General features: G+C 71.0%; 14 protein-coding genes. 2 read left to right on the top strand and 12 right to left on the bottom strand.

Annotated elements, in window-relative coordinates; all coding sequences use genetic code 11:
* Nucleotides 1-27: 27 nt before the first annotated feature.
* Complete coding sequence (lepB, locus tag EXU32_RS11900) at nt 28-726, top strand: signal peptidase I (protein WP_242612773.1); 699 nt, start codon at nt 28-30, stop codon at nt 724-726.
* A gap of 34 nt (nt 727-760) precedes the next feature.
* Here the strand turns inward: lepB and truA are convergent, their stop codons facing one another.
* The 8 genes from truA to infA form a co-directional block, all read right to left on the bottom strand.
* Complete coding sequence (gene truA / locus EXU32_RS11905) at nt 761-1,594, bottom strand: tRNA pseudouridine(38-40) synthase TruA (protein ID WP_130630106.1); 834 nt, start codon at nt 1,592-1,594, stop codon at nt 761-763.
* A 195-nt stretch (nt 1,595-1,789) separates the two neighbouring features.
* Nucleotides 1,790-2,524 carry a 50S ribosomal protein L17 gene (rplQ, locus tag EXU32_RS11910; protein WP_130630107.1) on the bottom strand — a complete coding sequence of 245 codons (735 nt, stop codon included), beginning with the start codon at nt 2,522-2,524 and terminating at the stop codon, nt 1,790-1,792.
* Nucleotides 2,525-2,584: 60 nt separating this feature from the next.
* Nucleotides 2,585-3,619, bottom strand: coding sequence for a DNA-directed RNA polymerase subunit alpha (locus EXU32_RS11915; protein ID WP_130630108.1), 1,035 nt, complete (start codon nt 3,617-3,619; stop codon nt 2,585-2,587).
* A 116-nt stretch (nt 3,620-3,735) separates the two neighbouring features.
* A complete protein-coding gene (rpsD, locus tag EXU32_RS11920; RefSeq protein WP_130630109.1) occupies nt 3,736-4,344 on the bottom strand; it encodes a 30S ribosomal protein S4 in 609 nt (202 codons plus the stop codon).
* Nucleotides 4,345-4,373: 29 nt separating this feature from the next.
* Entirely contained in the window at nt 4,374-4,772 is a 399-nt protein-coding gene (gene rpsK / locus EXU32_RS11925; RefSeq protein WP_068265901.1) for a 30S ribosomal protein S11, read from the bottom strand.
* A gap of 74 nt (nt 4,773-4,846) precedes the next feature.
* Nucleotides 4,847-5,218 (bottom strand): 30S ribosomal protein S13, encoded by a 372-nt coding sequence (rpsM, locus tag EXU32_RS11930; protein ID WP_130630110.1) that lies wholly within the window; start codon nt 5,216-5,218, stop codon nt 4,847-4,849.
* Between the two features lie 228 nt (nt 5,219-5,446).
* Nucleotides 5,447-5,560 carry a 50S ribosomal protein L36 gene (gene rpmJ / locus EXU32_RS11935; RefSeq protein ID WP_006592630.1) on the bottom strand — a complete coding sequence of 38 codons (114 nt, stop codon included), beginning with the start codon at nt 5,558-5,560 and terminating at the stop codon, nt 5,447-5,449.
* Nucleotides 5,561-5,665: 105 nt separating this feature from the next.
* On the bottom strand, nt 5,666-5,887 hold the full coding sequence (infA, locus tag EXU32_RS11940) for a translation initiation factor IF-1 (RefSeq protein ID WP_055996541.1): 222 nt from the start codon (nt 5,885-5,887) through the stop codon (nt 5,666-5,668).
* Nucleotides 5,888-6,053: 166 nt separating this feature from the next.
* Between infA and EXU32_RS11945 the strand changes: the two genes are divergently transcribed.
* On the top strand, nt 6,054-7,487 hold the full coding sequence (locus tag EXU32_RS11945) for a CPBP family intramembrane glutamic endopeptidase (RefSeq protein ID WP_130630111.1): 1,434 nt from the start codon (nt 6,054-6,056) through the stop codon (nt 7,485-7,487).
* A 430-nt stretch (nt 7,488-7,917) separates the two neighbouring features.
* On the opposite strand, the gene meaB is transcribed toward EXU32_RS11945, so the two are convergent.
* The 4 genes from meaB to map all read right to left on the bottom strand — a co-directional run bounded on the left by meaB (nt 7,918) and on the right by map (nt 13,985).
* A complete protein-coding gene (gene meaB, locus EXU32_RS11950; protein ID WP_130630112.1) occupies nt 7,918-8,919 on the bottom strand; it encodes a methylmalonyl Co-A mutase-associated GTPase MeaB in 1,002 nt (333 codons plus the stop codon).
* Nucleotides 8,912-11,122, bottom strand: a complete 2,211-nt coding sequence (scpA, locus tag EXU32_RS11955) for a methylmalonyl-CoA mutase (protein WP_130630113.1) — start codon at nt 11,120-11,122, stop codon at nt 8,912-8,914. Before scpA ends, meaB begins: the two co-directional genes overlap by 8 nt.
* The gene (locus tag EXU32_RS11960; RefSeq protein WP_242612774.1) at nt 11,119-12,972 is read right to left on the bottom strand and encodes a methylmalonyl-CoA mutase family protein; all 1,854 of its coding nucleotides are present in this window, start codon (nt 12,970-12,972) and stop codon (nt 11,119-11,121) included. Before EXU32_RS11960 ends, scpA begins: the two co-directional genes overlap by 4 nt.
* A 164-nt stretch (nt 12,973-13,136) precedes the next feature.
* Nucleotides 13,137-13,985, bottom strand: coding sequence for a type I methionyl aminopeptidase (gene map, locus EXU32_RS11965; protein WP_130630114.1), 849 nt, complete (start codon nt 13,983-13,985; stop codon nt 13,137-13,139).
* Nucleotides 13,986-13,988 lie beyond the last annotated feature (3 nt).

Below are 13,988 nucleotides of genomic sequence, written 5' to 3' on the forward strand. Positions count from 1 at the left end.
CCCCCGCCCCGGACCTAGGCTGTGCCGGTGAGCACTCCCGACAGGCGCCCAGAGCGCCACTGGATCCTGGGGATCATCGCCCGGATCCTCATCGCCTTCGCCGTCCTGGCCCTCATCACGCACACGCTCGTGCGCCCCTTCGTCATCCCGTCGGGGTCGATGGAGCCCACGCTGATGACCGGCGACCGGGTCTTCGCCAAGGTCATCGGCGTCGACGAGGCAAACCTCGAGCGCCGTGACATCGTCGTCTTCGGCCACGGGGCCACGTGGGCCGACGCGACGATCGACGAGCCCAACCCGGTCGCCAATGCGCTGCGCTACGTCGGGGACGTGCTCGGCACCGGCCCCAGCCATCGCTCGCACACGGTCAAGCGGGTCATCGGCCTGCCCGGCGACACGGTCTCCTGCTGCGACACCCAGGGGCGGCTGCTCGTGAACGGCGCACCGATCGACGAGCCCTATGTCAAGAACGACCTGCCCATGCCCGCCGGCTCCGAGTGCGACGGCGGCACGCCGAGCACCCGCTGCTTCGCCGAGATCACCGTCCCTGCCGGCTCCTACCTCGTCCTGGGTGACAACCGGGCCAACAGCTCCGACTCGGTCGCCGGGTGCCGCGGCCTGTCCGGGACGAGCTGCACCCCCCGCTTCGTCCGCTTCGACCAGGTGGTCGGGACGCTCGGCTGGCGGTGGTGGCCGCTCCCGCCCGGCAGCGCCGAACGCAGTTGATCACTCCTCCCAGCTGATCACTCCTCCCAGCTGGTCACTCCTCCCGACGGGCCCGCGCCTCCAGCGCGCGGGCAGCCAGCGCATCGCTCGGTGGGTAGCTCACCTCGACGAGGCACAGCCCATGGGCCGGCATCACCTTGACGCGGGGGTCGCGCGAGCGCGCGGTGAGCACCTCGACCGGGAACCCGATCCCCTGGCGCCCCTCCCCCACGGGCACGAGCGCGCCGATCAGCGCGCGGACCATCGAGTGGCAGAAGGCGTCCGCGAGGACCGTCGCCTCGAGCAGACCGTCGCCGCGGCGGCGCCAGTCGTAGCGCAGCAGCGTGCGCGTGGTGGTCGCCCCCTCCCGCTTCTTGCAGAAGGCCGCGAAGTTGCGCAGGCCGAGCAGCTGCTCGGCCGCGGAGCTCATGGCGTCGACGTCGAGTGGCGTGCGCAGGGTGACGACCTCGCGACGACGAAGGGGGTCCAGCCGCGCCGGGTCGTCACTGATGAGGTAGCGGTAGCGCCGGCTGAGCGCCGAGAAGCGCGCGTCGAAGCCGTGGGGGGCCTCGGCCACCCGGTGGAGGACCACGTCGGGCGGAAGCACCCCCCGCAGACGGGTGAGCAGGGCCTGCTCCGGCGTGCGGTCGGAGCGGCCCCGTGCCGAGGCGAGGTCCTCGGGGTCGAGGTCGACGTGGACGACCTGGCCCATCGCGTGCACCCCGGCGTCGGTGCGCCCGGCCACGGTCAACCTCGCGGGCTCGTCCAGCCGCAGGACGGTCGCGACCGCCGCGCTCAGCTCACCCTCGACGGTCCGCAGTCCGCCCGGCTGCATCGCCCACCCGTGGAAGTCGGTCCCGTCGTAGGCGAGGTCGAGGCGCAGCCGCATGCCGGTCAGCGTAGGCGACCCATGTGCGCGGGCAGATTCGCGCCTGTCCGAACGTGCCCGGGCAGATTCGCGTTCGGGCGGCACTGGTTGACCCACGGTTGGCTTCGCGGGGCCGGCCCTCCCCACCGCCCGGCGACGACGAAGGGAGCCGCACCCGTGATGGGTGCGACTCCCTTCGTCAGTCGGTACGGGCGCTCAGGCCTCGTCGACCTGCTGCTTGGCCTCGCCGCCCGCGGGCTCGAAGCCTGCGGACTTGGCGTCGTCAACGGACTTGAACCAGACCTCGGCGACGGTGGCGTCGTACCACTGCGAGCCGGCGACGTGGTACTTGCTCGAGTCGCGGTTGCCCTTGACCGTGTACTCGTCGCTCGGAGCCGCACCGTCCTCGAGCGCCGCAACGGCACCCTCGGGCAGGTCGGCGAGGGCTGCCGGAGCAGCGGCCTCGGAGGTCTCCTCGGCCGGAGCCTCGGTGGTGGTCTCCTCGACCGGGGCCTCGGCGGCCTCGTCCTTGGCGGAGCGCTTGGTGGCGGCCTCCGCCTCGGCGACGACGGCGCGCTTGGGCTTGGCATTGACCGGCTCACGCACGAGCTCGATGACGCACATGGGGGCGTTGTCGCCCTTGCGCGGCGCGATCTTCGTGATCCGGGTGTAACCGCCCTGACGGTCGGCCACGTCGGGCGCGATCTCGACGAAGAGACGGTGGACGACACCCTTGTCGTGGATGGTCGTCATGACCTTGCGACGAGCGTGCAGGTCACCCCGCTTGGCGAAGGTGATCAGGCGCTCGGCCAGCGGACGCAGACGCTTGGCCTTGGCCTGCGTCGTCGTGATCTGGTCGTGCTCGAAGAGCGCGGTGGCCAGGTTCGCGAGGATGAGGCGCTCGTGAGCCGGGCCGCCACCGATACGGGGTCCCTTGGTGGGGGTGGGCATGGTGTTCTCCTTGGAAGTTCTGACCTCACCGCGTCAGCGGTCAGGTCGTGAAGCGGTGGGTCAGAGCTGCTCGTCCTCGGCGAACGAGGCATCCTCGTCGCCGGACTCGTCGTAGTCGTCCTCGCCGTAGCCGGGGATGGCCGTCGGGTCGAACCCGGGGGGGCTGTCCTTGAGGGCCAGGTCCATCTCGTGCAGCTTGGCCTTGACCTCGTCGATCGACTTCGCACCGAAGTTGCGGATGTCGAGCAGGTCCGCCTCGCTGCGACCGACGAGCTCACCCACGGTGTGGATGCCCTCGCGCTTGAGGCAGTTGTAGGAGCGGACCGTCAGGTCGAGGTCCTCGATCGGCAGCGCCAGGTCGGCCGCGATGGCGGCGTCGGTCGGCGACGGGCCCATGTCGATGCCCTCGGCCTCGACGTTGAGCTCACGGGCCAGGCCGAAGAGCTCGACGAGCGTCTTGCCGGCCGAGGCCAGCGCGTCGCGGGGAGGCATCGAGTTCTTGGTCTCGACGTCGACGACCAGGCGGTCGAAGTCGGTGCGCTGCTCGACACGGGTGGCCTCGACCTTGTAGGTCACGGCCAGCACGGGCGAATAGATGGAGTCGACCGGGATGCGGCCGATCTCCTGGTCACCGGACTTGTTCTGCTGCGCGGAGACGTAGCCACGGCCACGCTCCACGGTCAGCTCCATCTCGATGGAGCCCTTGTCGTTGAGCGTCGCGATGTGCAGGTCCGGGTTGTGGACCTCGACACCGGCCGGGGGGTTGATGTCGGCAGCGGTGACCGCGCCGGCACCCGACTTGCGCAGGTACATCACGACCGGCTCGTCGTTCTCGCTGGAGACGACGAGGGACTTGATGTTGAGGATGATCTCGGTGACGTCCTCCTTGACCCCGGGGACCGTGGAGAACTCGTGGAGCACTCCGTCGATCCGGATCGAGGTGAGCGAGGCGCCCGGGATGCTCGAGAGCAGGGTGCGACGCAGGGAGTTGCCGATGGTGTAGCCGAAGCCAGGCTCGAGGGGCTCGATGACGAACCGCGAGCGGTTGTCGGCGAGGACCTCTTCGCTGAGGTTGGGACGCTGTGCGATGAGCACGGTGATTCTTCCTTCCCACGGGCGACCGCTATATGACGCCTCGTGAAGGTGCCGGGGTGTGACCCCGACGGTGGCTCCCGCATCGGTCCGCGGGAGCCACCCTCAGCAGAACTGGATCAGTTCTTGGAGTAGAGCTCGACGATCAGCTGCATGCTGAGCGGGCTGTCGATCTGCTCGTTGGTCGGCAGCTGGTGCACGAGGACCTTCAGGCTGCCCGGGATGACGTGCAGCCACGCCGGGACGATGCGCTCGCCGAAGGACTCGCGGGCGACCTGGATCGGGAAGGCCTCGACCGACTGCTTGCGCACGGTGATGATGTCGTACTGCGAGACGCGGGCGCTGGGCACGTCGATGCGCACGCCGTTGAGCTCGAAGTGACCGTGCGTGACGAGCTGACGAGCCTGACGACGCGTGCGGGCCAGGCCCGCACGGTAGATCACGTTGTCGAGGCGCGACTCGAGGATGGTCAGCAGGTTGTGACCGGTCTGGCCGGGGCGGTTGGCCGCCTCCTTGTAGTACCGGACGAACTGCTTCTCCATGACGCCGTAGGTGAAGCGGGCCTTCTGCTTCTCCTGCAGCTGGGTGAGGTACTCCTTCTCCTGGATCCGCCGACGGCCGTGCTGGCCGGGCGGGAAGGGACGGAGCTCGAAGTTCTTGTCGCCGCCGACGAGGTCGAGCTTGAGGCGGCGGGACTTCTTGGTGATGGGGCCGGTGTAACGAGCCATGTGTTATCTGTCTCCCGTATCTCTGCTGCTCAGACGCGACGGCGCTTGGGCGGGCGGACACCGTTGTGCGGGCTGGGCGTGACGTCCTGGATGGCGCCGACCTCGAGGCCAGCGGCGGTCAGGGAGCGGATGGCGGTCTCGCGACCGGAACCCGGGCCCTTGACGAAGACGTCGACCTTCTTCATGCCGTGCTCCATGGCGCGACGCGCGGCGGCCTCGGCAGCCATCTGGGCGGCGTACGGGGTGGACTTCCGCGAACCCTTGAAGCCGACCTGGCCGGCGGAGGCCCAGGAGATCACGGCACCGGTGGGGTCGGTGATCGAGATGATCGTGTTGTTGAACGTGCTCTTGATGTGGGCCTGGCCCACAGCAACATTCTTCTTGACCTTGCGGCGCACCTTGGCGCCGGTGCGGGTCTTGGGGGGCATGTTTCTCCTACGAAGTTCTTCGGTGTGTGGTGATCACGACGCGTGATGTGACACGCGTGCGATGCCGAGGTGTCTCAGGCCTTCTTCTTGCCTGCGACGGTGCGCTTGGGGCCCTTGCGGGTCCGAGCGTTGGTCTTGGTGCGCTGACCGCGAACCGGGAGACCACGGCGGTGCCGCAGGCCCTCGTAGGTACCGATCTCGACCTTGCGGCGGATGTCGGCAGCGACCTCGCGGCGGAGGTCACCCTCGAGCTGGACATTGGCCTCGAGGTAGTCGCGAAGGGCGACGAGCTGCTCGTCGCTCAGGTCCTTCACGCGGACGCTCGAGTCGATGTCGGTGGCGGCGAGAGCCTTCTGTGCGGTCGTGCGTCCCACACCGAAGATGTAGGTCAGGGCGACCTCGGCGCGCTTCTCGCGCGGCAGGTCGACTCCAACAAGTCGTGCCATGTGCTGGCTTCCTCTTCATGTACTCGGAGGTCTGGTGCACCACCGGTCCGGCGGTTGCTCCCGATCAGGTGAACGGGCCGCTCGGTCCCCGGCCTCCGAGCCGGGGGTGACGTCCTGCTCCCGAAGGGGCAAGGGCCGGGTGGTGCGTACTTCGTCTGCTGGCGTTGCTCGAGGATCTGGGCGACAAAACCCGGGTCCCCGCCGTACGTGGCCGTGATGGCCTGCGAATCAGCCCTGGCGCTGCTTGTGGCGCAGGTTTTCGCAGATCACCATGACCCGACCGTTGCGGCGGATCACCTTGCACTTGTCGCAGATCTTCTTGACGCTCGGCTGAACCTTCATTGCCGTCTCGCATCTTCTCGATCTGTCCCGCCACCCGGATGTGGGCGACGAGTCGTGCTGTGAGTGCTTCTCTCGTCGGTCGCCGGCAAGCGGCGACCTCCTCGATCAGCGGTAACGGAAGACGATCCGGCCGCGGGTCAGGTCGTACGGGCTGAGCTCCACGACAACCTTGTCCTCGGGGAGGATCCGGATGTAGTGCTGCCGCATCTTGCCCGAGATGTGGGCGAGAACCCTGTGACCGTTGGTCAGCTCAACCCGGAACATTGCGTTCGGGAGCGCTTCGACGATCGTGCCCTCGACCTCGATGACACCGTCCTTCTTGGCCATACCCTCTCAATCCGTTGGTGGTCGCCTCCTGGGTGGAAGCGACCGTGGGCGGCACGCGAAGTCGCCTCCCCGGAGACCGGGAAGGCAGCACACACGTGACCGACGATCAACGATACCGCCCGGGCCCGCCCGGAGGGAAATCGCCAACGGCTCGTAGGCTCGCCCCATGACCGGCCTGAGGATCGCACTCGTCGGAGCGTCGGACCTGCCTGACGCCCGCCACGCCCGACGAGCCCTGGCCGCGCTGGCCCCCGACGCGCAGGTGGTCGAGCTGCCGCTCGGGTCGGCACCCACCCCTGACCTCGACGGGGTCTGGGTCCTGCGCGCGCCCGCCGGCCACCCGGGCACCGTCCACGACCCGACGATCTCGTGGGCCCTCCACCACGGCCTGCCGGTGATCGGACCCCTCGCCGATGACGAAGGGGGTGCCCGCCCGGCCGACGACTTCCTCACCGCTCCCGGGACGACGTGGTCGACGGACCGCCCGACCGGCACCGCCGGTGACACGACGATCCGGTCCGGGGGCTCTCCCTTCGCGGTCCTGTCGGTGTTGCCCCTGGCGTCCGCGGCCGGCATCCACCCCGCGGCGATCGGCCTCGTCGACGCGGCGCGCCACCACGCGAGCGCCCGCCGGCACCCGGCCCCCACGACCGGGGGCACCTTCACCCCCTTCGCCGACGACCGGCCGCGCAGCTATGTTCACCAGATGCGCACGGCCCGGAGCCGCTGGTGGCGCCCCGTGCTGGCGCTCGTGATGGGGACCGCCACCTTCCTCACCCTCATGCTGGTGCTGAGCCTGCTGTGGTTCGTGCTGGACCCGTCGGCCCTGGAGATGACCGAGGCGTCCGACTTCGACCCGGTCGACCCGGTGACGATGCTCATCGGCAACCTCATGCTGGCCGCGCTCATCCCCGCCACCCTCGTGGCCACCCGGATCGGGCACTGGCGACCGATGGGCAAGATCTGGTCGGTGGCGGGTCGCATCCGCTGGGGCTGGCTCACCCGGGCGGCCCTCGTCACCACCTTGCTGTGGGGCACCTACCTCGCCCTCACGTGGGTGCTGTCGGGCGAGCAACCCACCGCGCGCCCCGACCACTGGGGCTGGCTGCTCCTCATCACCGTGCTCACCACTCCCCTCCAGGCCGCCGGTGAGGAGGTCGCCTTCCGCGGGGGGCTCATGCAGGGCGTCGGCGCGTGGATCAGGCGTCCGGTCCTCGCGCTCGTGGTGAGCACCGTGCTGTCGGCAGCGACCTTCGCCCTCGCGCACACCTCGCTCGACCCGTGGGTGCTGCTCGACCTGGCCACCATGGCCGTCGCGTGCTGCTACCTCACCTGGCGCACCGGCGGGCTCGAGGCCGCGATCGTCCTGCACGTCGTCAACAACATGGTCATCACCATCGGGCTGACGCTGCTCGGTGGGATCCAGGACGCCTACGTCACCGACCAGACGACGAGCACGTTGGGCACAGCCGGGCTGAGCGTGGTCGCGACCGCGATCATGACGGCGGTCCTGCTGTGGCTGGCGCGGCGCTCGGGCATCGCGCCCAAGGCATTCGGCGCCCCGGCGCTCTCTGCCGAGGTGCCCGCGACGCAGCGGTGAGGGACGGGTGTGGTCAATGCGACCCCAACCCCCTATGATCCGAGCACCCGGTACCGAGGTCTGACTGCAGACGCTCCGCCACTCGAGCCCCGGCCCCCCGTCAGCCGGCGTGGCACGAGCCCGCCCTGCATCCCCACGGCGCCCACCGTCGTGGACCTGTGTGGCCTGGGTCAGGACCGGGTGACGATCCCCGGCATCTCCGGCGCCGCGACGCCCGTGGTTCGTGCAGTCGTGCAGTCGTGCAGTCGTGCAGTCGTGCAGTCGTGCAGTCGTGCAGTCGTGCAGTCGTGCAGTCGTGCAGTCGGACGGTCCGGCCCAGCACTCCCCCGTCGGCCCGGTGGCCCTGGGTGGGCTGGCGGCCCATGCCGGGTTCCTCGTGCTGCGTCCGCGTCGTCGGGCGTGACCTGACCGACTCAGGTGGGCGTGGGGTTCAGTCGCCCAACCGCTCGCTCAGGTCGGCGGAGAAGGACTGGATGATCCGGGCCGCGCCGTCGACGGCGCTGACCTCCCCGGAGCGCACCTGCGGCGTGAGCCCACCGAGCAGCTCCCGCACGCGCGGCGAGCGCCGCACGGCGTCGCGCAGCTCGGCGTCGACCATCGCCCACATCCACTCTCGCTGCTGCTCCGCGCGGCGCCCCTGCAGCGACCCCTGCTCCTCGAGGTGGGCGCGGTGCTCGAGCACGGCCGCCCACACGTCGTCGAGGCCGTCACCGGTGTACGCGCTGCAGGTGAGCACCGGGGGGCGGCGGGCGTCGGGGTCGGAGTTCATCAGCCGCATCGCTCCGGAGAGCTCGCGGGCAGCGACCCGGGCATCGCCCGCGTGCTCACCGTCGGCCTTGTTGACCGCGATGATGTCGGCCATCTCGAGGATGCCGCGCTTGATGCCCTGCAGCTGGTCGCCACCGCGGGCGAGCGCCAGCAGCAGGAAGGTGTCGACCATCTCGGCGACGGCGACCTCGGACTGACCGACACCGACCGTCTCGACGAGCACGACGTCGTGGCCGGCCGCCTCGAGGACGAGCATCCCCTCGCGGGTCGCGCGGGCGACCCCACCCAGGTGCGCGCCCGAGGGCGAGGGACGCACGAAGGCGTCCTCGCTGGCCGTCAGCTGCGCCATCCGGGTGCGGTCCCCCAGGACCGACCCGCCGGTGCGTGAGCTGCTCGGGTCGACCGCGACGACGGCCACCCGGTGCCCCTGCTCGATCAGCCGTGTCCCGAGGGCGTCGATGAAGGTCGACTTGCCGGCCCCCGGGATGCCCGAGATGCCGACGCGCAGCCCGTGACCGGTGTCCGGCGCGATGAGCGCGAGCAGCTCGCGGGCCCGCTCCCGGTGGTCGGGGCGCGAGGACTCGACGAGCGTGATCGCACGGGCGACGTGCGCCCTCGAGCGATCACGGATCCCCTGCGCGAGGTCGGCGACCGACTCAGCCATCGGAGCCGGCGGCCCGCTCCCGCAGCCGGTCGACGAGGCGACCGGCGGCCGTGGCGATGACGGTGCCGGGCGGGTAGATGTCGTCTGCGCCAGCGGCGCGCAGCTCCTCGAAGTCCTGGTCGGGGATGACCCCGCCCACGACGATCATGAGGTCCTCGCGCCCGAGTGCGTCGAGCTCGGCCCGCAGTGCCGGCACGAGGGTCAGGTGACCCGCGGCGAGCGAGGACACGCCGACGACGTGGACGTCGCCCTCGACGGCCTGGCGAGCGACTTCGCCGGGGGTCTGGAAGAGCGGACCCACGTCGACGTCGAAGCCGAGGTCGGCGAAGGCGGTCGAGATGACCTTCTGCCCGCGGTCGTGCCCGTCCTGGCCCATCTTGGCCACGAGGATGCGCGGTCGCCGGCCCTCGGCCTGCTCGAACTCCTCGACCTTGGCCAGGACCTCGTCCACGGCCCCGCCCTTGCCTGCCTCGTCCCGGTACACACCGGAGATCGTACGGATCTGCGCGGTGTAGCGGCCGTAGACCTCCTCGAGCGCCGAGGAGATCTCACCGACCGTCGCCTTGGCCCGGCCGGCGTCGATCGCGAGCGCGAGCAGGTTGGTCTCCATGGAGCCACCCTCGGCCCGGGCCGCCTCGGTGAGGGCTGCGAGGGCCGCGCGGACCTCCCCTTCGTCCCGCTCGGACCGCAGCCGCTCGAGCTGGGCGATCTGCGAGGCGCGGACCGCGGCGTTGTCGACCTTGAGGATCTCGATGGCCTCGTCGACGGTGCTCTCGGTGACCGGGTAGGTGTTGACGCCGATCACCGGCTGCTTGCCGGAGTCGATGCGCGCCTGGGTGCGGGCGGCCGCCTCCTCGATGCGCATCTTGGGGATGCCGGCCTCGATGGCCTTGGCCATTCCGCCGGCCTTCTCGACCTCGTCGATGTGGGCCCAGGCCCGCTGCGCGAGGTCGTGGGTCAGCCGCTCGACATAGGCGCTGCCGCCCCACGGGTCGATGACGCGGGTCGTGCCGGACTCCTGCTGCAGCACCAGCTGGGTGTTGCGGGCGATGCGCGCCGAGAAGTCGGTCGGCAGCGCGATCGCCTCGTCGAGGGCGTTGGTGTGCAGGCTCTGCGTGTGCCCCTGGGTCGAGGCCATCGCCTCGATGCAGGTGCGCGAGACGTTGTTGTAGACGTCCTGGGCGGTCAGCGACCAGCCCGACGTCTGCGAGTGGGTGCGCAGGGAGAGCGACTTGGGGTTGGTCGGCTCGAAGTTCTCCTTGACCAGGCGGGCCCACAGCAGGCGCGCGGCCCGGAGCTTGGCGACCTCCATGTAGAAGTTCATCCCGATGGCCCAGAAGAAGGACAGTCGCGGCGCGAAGGAGTCGACGTCCATGCCGGCCTCCTTGCCGGCCCGGATGTACTCGATGCCGTCGGCGAGGGTGTAGGCGAGCTCGAGGTCCTGCGTCGCCCCGGCCTCCTGCATGTGGTACCCGGAGATCGAGATGGAGTTGAAGCGCGGCATCTTCTGGCTGGTGAAGGCGAAGATGTCGGAGATGATCCGCATCGACGGCGTCGGCGGGTAGATGTAGGTGTTGCGGACCATGAACTCCTTGAGGATGTCGTTCTGGATGGTGCCGCTCAGCTGCTCCGGGCTCACCCCCTGCTCCTCGGCCGCGACGACGTAGAGGGCGAGGATCGGCAGGACCGCGCCGTTCATCGTCATGGACACGCTCATCCGGTCCAGCGGGATGCCGCCGAAGAGCGTGCGCATGTCGTAGATCGAGTCGATGGCGACACCGGCCATGCCCACGTCACCGGAGACGCGCGGGTGGTCGCTGTCGTAGCCACGGTGGGTCGCGAGGTCGAAGGCCACCGAGAGGCCCTTCTGCCCCGCCGCGAGGTTGCGCCGGTAGAAGGCGTTGGACTCCTCTGCGGTCGAGAAGCCCGCGTACTGCCGGATCGTCCACGGCTGGTTGACGTACATGGTCGGGTAGGGACCACGCAGGAAGGGAGCGGCCCCCGGGGCCGTGGAGAGGAAGTCCAGGTCTGCGGTGTCGGCCTCGGTGTAGACCGGGGCGACGTCGATGCCCTCGGGCGTCTCCCAGCCGTCGGCCGCGCCGGGGACGGCCGCGAGGGCCTCCTGCCACAGGGCGGCGCCGTCGGCGGCGGGGGCTCCCTCGCCGAGGTCGACCGTGTCGAAGGTGGGGATCTGCGTGCTCATGCCTGGGCTCCTGCCTGCGGTGCACCGAGTGTGGTGAGGAGGTCGTCGAGGAAGGTGACGACGTCCATGCCGTCGCGCACCTCTGCGTCGACAGTGGTGTCGCCGAGCTCCTTGGCGGAGCCGGCGACGAGGATGCGCTCCACGCCTGCTGCCCGAAGGGAGGCGACGCTCGCCTCCGCGAGGGCGGCGTACCCCTTGGCCGAGGAGGCGATGATCGCGACCGGGCCGCTCTGCGCGGGGATCGCGTCGGCGTCGGTCACCTCGACGACGTCGGGCCGGATGCCGGCGACGCCGAGCAGGTTGCTGACGAAGCCCAGCCGGGCGGTGTGCTCACGGGCCGCGCCGAGGGCCAGGACGGGGATGCTGACGTCGCCGGCGGCGGTCCGCTCGCGCAGCGCCTCGAAGACCTCGGCGTCGCGACGGCGCGGGAGCCCCTCGCCGGGGAGCTGGGCGCGAGCGGTGCGCTCCAGCAGGGTCTCCCCCGCGAGGGGGAAGGTCGACGTGCCGGTGATCGGCTGCGCGCGCGTGGCCAGCGCCTCGTCGCGCTCGGCGCGGGTGGCGGCCAGCCGCTCGGCGATCGCACCGGACGCCAGCCCGGCGGTGGCCCCGCCGGCAGCGTCGAGGTCGCCGAACCAGCTCCAGGCGGCCCGCGCCAGCTGGTCGGTCAGGGACTCGACATAGGCCGATCCGCCCGCCGGGTCGGCGACCCTGGCGACATTGGACTCGGAGGCGAGCAGCGACTGGGTGTTGCGGGCGACCCTGCGGGAGAAGGCCGTCGGCAGCCCCAGCGCGTGGTCGTAGGGCAGGACGGTGATCGCGTCGGCGCCGCCGGCGGCCGCGCCGAAGCAGGCGATCGTGTCGCGCAGCAGGTTGACCCACGGGTCGGTGCGGGTCTGCATGCGCCAGGACGTCACGGCGTGGATCCACGCGCCGCGGTCGGCCTCGGGCACCTCGAGCACCTCGCCGATCCGCGCCCAGGTGCGACGCAGCGCGCGCAGCTTGGCGATCGTGGCGAACTGGTCGGCCGTGGCAGCGACGCGGAAGGCGATGCGGCGGAAGGACTCGGCCGGCTCGACGCCGGCATCGGACAGGTGGCGCACGTACTCCAGCGCGGTGGCCAGGGCCAGCGCGATCTCGTCCTGGTCGCTCGCCCCGGCGTCGTGGTGTACCCGCGAGTCGACGGTGATGGCCCGCACGCCGGTGAAGCGGTCGCGACAGGTGGCGACGGCGCCCGCCAGCGCACCGAGGTCCGGCGTGCCGCCGCGGACCGCCGCCTGGCCGATGGGGTCGTGGCCGAGGCTGCCGCGCACGACGGCGGGGTCGACCCCCTTCGCCTCCCAGGCCGCGACGAGGGCCGCAGCGGCTGCGGGCTGGTCGTCGACGGAGCTGACGACGACCGGCGCCAGGTCGACCTGGACGTCGGTGAGGACCTCACTGACGTCGGCTGCGGCGATGCCGTCGGCGCCGACGTGCAGCCAGACCGAGCTGACCCCGCGCTCGAGGTCGGCGAGGACCGCGGTGCGGCTGACGGTCGCGTCCGGGTCGTCGTGCAGCTGGCGCAGGTCCCACGGCAGGTCCGGGTTGCGCGGGCCGCGGCCGCGCGTGAAGGGCATCGCGCCCGGCAGGCCCAGCGCGGTCCCCGGCTGCGGCCAGTAGATCGGGTCGATGTCGACGCCACCGGGCAGGTGGCTGGTCAGTGCCTCACGGGCACCCGCCGCGTCGACCTTGCGGTCCTCGGGTCGCGACTTGTTGACCACGCCAGCGGCCAGCTGCGCCCACTCGTCGGGGCTCGTCCGCGGGAATCCCGCAGCCAGTCCCATCGTCTCGTGCTCGGCAGGGGGAAGGGTCATCCTCGTAGCGCTCCTCATCGACCCGGACGCCGGCGCAGGCCGACGGCATGACTGACCTCGCACCCTACCGAGCGTCCACGGCAGGAGAAGGGGGCGTCCACGTCACGTGCGCCACATCGCCTGCATTGCCCCGGGGGCGCTACAGGGTGAGGGGGGCAGCCGGCTCAGACCAGGGGGCCGAAGGGAGCGCCGCGCGCCGTCAGCTCGGCCTCGCCGCCGTCGAGCGCGGTGAGCACCCAGATCCCGTGCTCGGTGAGGGCCACGGAGTGCTCCCAGTGGGCTGCGGGGGCACCGTCGTCGGTGACGACGGTCCAGTCGTCGTCGAGGACGTGGTTGGCCTGGTCGCCGAGCGTCACCATCGGCTCGATGGCGAGGGTGGCGCCGGTCGGGGTCTGCGGGACCCGGCCGCGCACCCGGTAGTTGGGGACATTGGGCGGCAGGTGCATGTGCTCGCCGATGCCGTGACCGGTGTAGTCCTCGACGATGCCGTAGGCCACGCCGTCGGCGCGGGCATCCGCACGGATCGAGTCCTCGACCGCCCCACCGATGTCGTTGAGGTCTCCCCCGGGACGAAGGGCGGCGAGCCCCGCCCACAGGGAGCGCCGGGTGATCTCGGACAGGCGGACCGCGGCCGGGTCGCCGGCCTCGTCGCCGCCGACGACGAGGGTGATGGCGGAGTCGCCGTTCCACCCGTCGACCTCGGCGCCGCAGTCGATGCTCAGCAGGTCGCCGTCGCGCAGGACCCGGTCCCCGGGGATCCCGTGGACGATCTCGTCGTTGACGGAGGTGCACAGGGTGTTGACGTAGCCCGGCACGAGCTGGAAGTTTGGGATGCCGCCGCCACTGCGGATGAAGTCCTCAGCGAGGGCATCGAGCTGGCCCGTCGTGACGCCGGCACGCACCTGCGCGCGCAGCATCTCCAGGGTCTGACCAACGAGAAGGCCCGCCACGCGCATCGCCCGGAGCTGGTCCGGGGTGCGCGGGCGGACCCGCTCGCGTGCGAAGAGTGACAAGAG

Origin of the sequence: Janibacter limosus (assembly GCF_004295485.1) — a bacterium.
GTDB classification, from domain to species: domain Bacteria; phylum Actinomycetota; class Actinomycetes; order Actinomycetales; family Dermatophilaceae; genus Janibacter; species Janibacter limosus_A.

What these genes read in the sequence shown, in the direction of transcription:
- truA (WP_130630106.1), bottom strand. Translation starts at nt 1,594, where the DNA reads ATGCGGCTGCGCCTCGACCTCGCCTACGACGGGACCGACTTCCACGGG.
- rplQ (WP_130630107.1), bottom strand. Translation starts at nt 2,524, where the DNA reads ATGCCCACCCCCACCAAGGGACCCCGTATCGGTGGCGGCCCGGCTCAC.
- rpsD (WP_130630109.1), bottom strand. Translation starts at nt 4,344, where the DNA reads ATGGCTCGTTACACCGGCCCCATCACCAAGAAGTCCCGCCGCCTCAAG.
- rpsK (WP_068265901.1), bottom strand. Translation starts at nt 4,772, where the DNA reads ATGCCCCCCAAGACCCGCACCGGCGCCAAGGTGCGCCGCAAGGTCAAG.
- rpsM (WP_130630110.1), bottom strand. Translation starts at nt 5,218, where the DNA reads ATGGCACGACTTGTTGGAGTCGACCTGCCGCGCGAGAAGCGCGCCGAG.
- rpmJ (WP_006592630.1), bottom strand. Translation starts at nt 5,560, where the DNA reads ATGAAGGTTCAGCCGAGCGTCAAGAAGATCTGCGACAAGTGCAAGGTG.
- infA (WP_055996541.1), bottom strand. Translation starts at nt 5,887, where the DNA reads ATGGCCAAGAAGGACGGTGTCATCGAGGTCGAGGGCACGATCGTCGAA.
- EXU32_RS11945 (WP_130630111.1), top strand. Translation starts at nt 6,054, where the DNA reads ATGACCGGCCTGAGGATCGCACTCGTCGGAGCGTCGGACCTGCCTGAC.
- meaB (WP_130630112.1), bottom strand. Translation starts at nt 8,919, where the DNA reads ATGGCTGAGTCGGTCGCCGACCTCGCGCAGGGGATCCGTGATCGCTCG.
- scpA (WP_130630113.1), bottom strand. Translation starts at nt 11,122, where the DNA reads ATGAGCACGCAGATCCCCACCTTCGACACGGTCGACCTCGGCGAGGGA.
- EXU32_RS11960 (WP_242612774.1), bottom strand. Translation starts at nt 12,972, where the DNA reads ATGACCCTTCCCCCTGCCGAGCACGAGACGATGGGACTGGCTGCGGGA.